Genomic DNA, 3,469 nt, shown 5'->3' with positions numbered 1-3,469 from the left:
CATAATCCAAACGTTTGGATTATATCCCTTATCCAAACCTTTATAAAATCCAAACCTTTTCATGAAACCTACTGATTTTACTGGGGTTGTAATGAAAAAGGTTTGGATTTTATTTTGTAACATATATGATTATTTTAAGGAGGTAATGATATATGTTAGATCTAATCAATCTTAAAGAAGGTTATCAAAAACTTATCAATTATATGAAAGAAGGTGATTATCCATATAGTTCTTCTTATATCCATAGTGTTGAAGCTGAAATAAAAAAAATATTGAATACGAATATTAAATTTGATTCCTATGAAGATTACTATCTTTATCGTGTAAGTAAGAGTAAATCTACAAAACAATATCGTTTCCCATTTAAATCGCATATTACAATGATTATGAATTTTGACATCTATAATGAATATCCTAGCGGTCAGATATGTAAGCATCAGTTGTTTGAAGATGCACAACAGCCACCCTTATGTGAAAACTTCAAAAAAGTAATAGATGTTTATCGAGCCTTGGTTAACAGGAATGAAAAAAATGAGAAGACTTGTCAAGATGAAATAAGAGAAAACATTTCTTTACAAAAATGCAGGAATTAAACATCTTCAATATTTCTTCCATAGGAGAAAAGCATGTTATTTCCTATTTTATGAATGAAAACAAAGAAATAATAAGAGGATATAGCTGTCGATGGAGATTGAAGAGAGTTTTGGAAACTGTGGCGCCTGAAATTACGGAATGTAATCGCATTGCATTTCTACTTCCGGCATTAAAGAAACATAGAAAAAATATTCAATATTTGAGTGACGGCGAACTTGACAAAATTAAAAAAGTTATCCTTGATATGAGTGTAGATATATCCTTCCGAACAAGAGCAATTGGTACTTTACTGGTTTATACCGGATTAAGAAGTGTTGACATAGCTCATTTAAAATTAGAGGACATTGACTGGGAAAATGATACCATTAAAATAATACAGCCGAAAACATCTAACCCACTAGAGCTCCCCATGGAAGCGATGATTGGAAACGCATTGTATAGCTATATTATCCATGAACGCCCTAAAAGTGAACAGCCTTTTGTTTTTCTCAAAAACAAACAGGATGATTCAGTAATAGGCAGATCAGCCATTTCTACTGCAGTCAGCAAAATCATGGACGCTGCAAATATTAGAATGAACCCCAACGATAGAAGAGGCACACATATTTTTAGACATAAGCTTGCATCATCCATGCTTGAAGGAAGTATACCAGCACCAGTTATATCAGCAATATTGGGGCATTCATCGCCTCATTCCTTGGACACATATGTCCATACGGACTTTGTGCACCTAAAAGAATGTGCATTAAATGTTGAGATGTTTCCGATTTTATGACAAGGAGGATGATGGTTCATGAAAAATAAGCAGGAACAATTGGCTTTTTCTATCATGGATGATTTCGTTCATTATAGGGTTGCATCGCAGTCATGGTGCAACTGTTATGATATTCATCTCAAGGCATTTAGTACTTATTGTAAAACGGTTTACCCTCATGACAATGAATTAACACAGCAAATGATAGATTCATGGTGCCAACAACGAGATACAGAATTGAATAATTCTTGCAGAACAAGAATATACGCTGTTATTAATCTGGTTGATTATATGAATGCAAAAGTAGAAAGCCCATGTTTTTCCAGACCACATCTACCGAGGCTGGAAAAACACAACTATATACCTCATGCATTTACCGATGAAGAATTACGAAATTTCTTTCATGCATGTGATACGATCCAAACAACAAGAAACAGAAGAACTACTATATTTAGAAAAATCATGATGCCGGTAGTGTTCAGACTTCTGTACAGCACTGGTATGAGAACTACCGAGGTTCGCTTATTAAAAAGAAAAGATGTGAATTTAGAAAATGCCGTCATAAATATTCAAAAATCAAAGGGCTATCATCAACATTACGTGGTCATGCATGATTCTATGTTAGCAATGATGAAACGATATGACAAAGAAATTGAAGGAATATGTCCATCAAGAACGTATTTCTTTCCGACAAAAGATGACAAGCATTATACAAAGGCATGGATTACATTGAATTTCAATAAATTATGGTATCAATACAATGATTCTTATGCCAATGCATATGCCCTCCGGCATCACTATGCCATAACAAATATTAATAGCTGGACAAATGTAGGAATAGAATTCACTTCAAAATTACTGGCTTTAAGTCGGAGCATGGGACACTCATCAATTGAAAGCACTATGTATTATTATTCACTGGTACCTGGACTCAGAGATAAACTGGAAGAGTTGACGGAAAAGAATTTTGATGAATTAGTCCCGGAGGTGTACGATGAAGAATAGCTTGAAAGAGTCAAATGAAATTGCGAACCATATCAACAAATTCATTAGAGTTTATTGTCCCTCCAACAAAACGAGCAGTGAGCATACAATAAAATCATATCACCTTGCATTAACACTTTTCATGGATTTTCTTGAAGAAAAGAAAAAATTAACAATAAAACAGCTTTCCTATGATTGTTTCAAAGCCGAAACTATAGATGAATGGTTAATATGGCTGATGAATGAAAAAAACTGCAAGCCACAATCAGCGAATGTAAGATTATCATCCATAAAGGCTTTTCTAAAATATCTAAGCATACAGGACATTACATTAAGTTATCTTAGCATAGAGGCAGTAGCAGTCAAGAAAAGAAAAACACCAAAAATCAAAGTAAAAGGAATGAGTAAAGAAGGAGTAAAAGCACTTTTGGGAACAATTAATCCGTCTACTAAAGCAGGGAGAAGAGATCTTGCGATGTTTATATTATTTTATGATACAGCAGCAAGAATCGATGAAATATTATCACTAAAGATTAAAAATACACACTTGAATGTACCAAAACCATATGTCACAATAACTGGAAAAGGAAATAAATATCGAAGCTTAGGCTTGAATTCCAAAACTGTTCAATACCTTGAAAAATTCATAAGTGAATATCATGGCGTGAGACCGAATGAAGAGGATTTCTTGTTTTATTCAAAAATAAAAGGGAAAAAGAAAAAATTGACGCAACCAGCAGTTACAAAACGACTAAAAAAATGGGTTGTCATCGCTAATCAATGGTGTCCAGAGGTTCCAGTAACTTTACATCCTCATCAGATTAGGCATGCAGCAGCAACTCACTGGCTGGAAAATGGTATGAATGTTGGTGAAATTCAATATTTATTAGGCCATGAAAACATTCAGACAACGATGATTTACTTGGAGATAACTGTTACTCAGGAAGCATCAGCAATGAAAAAAATAATGACGGAAGATGAAGCCAATCAACCTAAACTATGGAAAGAAGATATTCGAAAGTTAAGGGATCTGTGCAAATAACTAAAAATAAAATCCAACCCTTTTTCATTACAACCCCAGTAAAATCAGTAGGTTTCATGAAAAGGTTTGGATTTTATAAAGGTTTGGATAAGGGA

Annotated in this window: 4 protein-coding genes; all 4 read left to right on the top strand. The window is 33.8% G+C overall.

The genetic code is table 11. The features are described from left to right. The first annotated feature begins 152 nt into the window (after nt 1-152). From SPD89_RS22475 to SPD89_RS22460, 4 genes are read left to right on the top strand one after another with little or no spacing between them, the layout of a single operon-like run. Entirely contained in the window at nt 153-593 is a 441-nt protein-coding gene (locus SPD89_RS22475; RefSeq protein WP_336264181.1) for a hypothetical protein, read from the top strand. Between the two features lie 50 nt (nt 594-643). After that, nucleotides 644-1,369 (top strand): tyrosine-type recombinase/integrase, encoded by a 726-nt coding sequence (locus SPD89_RS22470; protein ID WP_336264180.1) that lies wholly within the window; start codon nt 644-646, stop codon nt 1,367-1,369. Between the two features lie 18 nt (nt 1,370-1,387). Next, entirely contained in the window at nt 1,388-2,353 is a 966-nt protein-coding gene (locus SPD89_RS22465; RefSeq protein WP_336264179.1) for a tyrosine-type recombinase/integrase, read from the top strand. Nucleotide 2,354: 1 nt separating this feature from the next. Next, entirely contained in the window at nt 2,355-3,374 is a 1,020-nt protein-coding gene (locus tag SPD89_RS22460) for a tyrosine-type recombinase/integrase (protein ID WP_336264178.1), read from the top strand. Nucleotides 3,375-3,469 lie beyond the last annotated feature (95 nt).

Source organism: Pseudogracilibacillus sp. SO30301A (assembly GCF_037072025.1).
In the GTDB taxonomy this organism is placed as follows: Bacteria; Bacillota; Bacilli; order Bacillales; family Amphibacillaceae; genus Pseudogracilibacillus.
Note: the sequence above shows the minus strand (reverse complement) of the source record. Positions and strands in the feature narration are given on the sequence as shown.

Excerpts from the sequence above, each read along its gene's own strand:
- SPD89_RS22475 (WP_336264181.1), top strand. The coding sequence starts at position 153 with ATGTTAGATCTAATCAATCTTAAAGAAGGTTATCAAAAACTTATCAAT.
- SPD89_RS22470 (WP_336264180.1), top strand. The coding sequence starts at position 644 with ATGAATGAAAACAAAGAAATAATAAGAGGATATAGCTGTCGATGGAGA.
- SPD89_RS22465 (WP_336264179.1), top strand. The coding sequence starts at position 1,388 with ATGAAAAATAAGCAGGAACAATTGGCTTTTTCTATCATGGATGATTTC.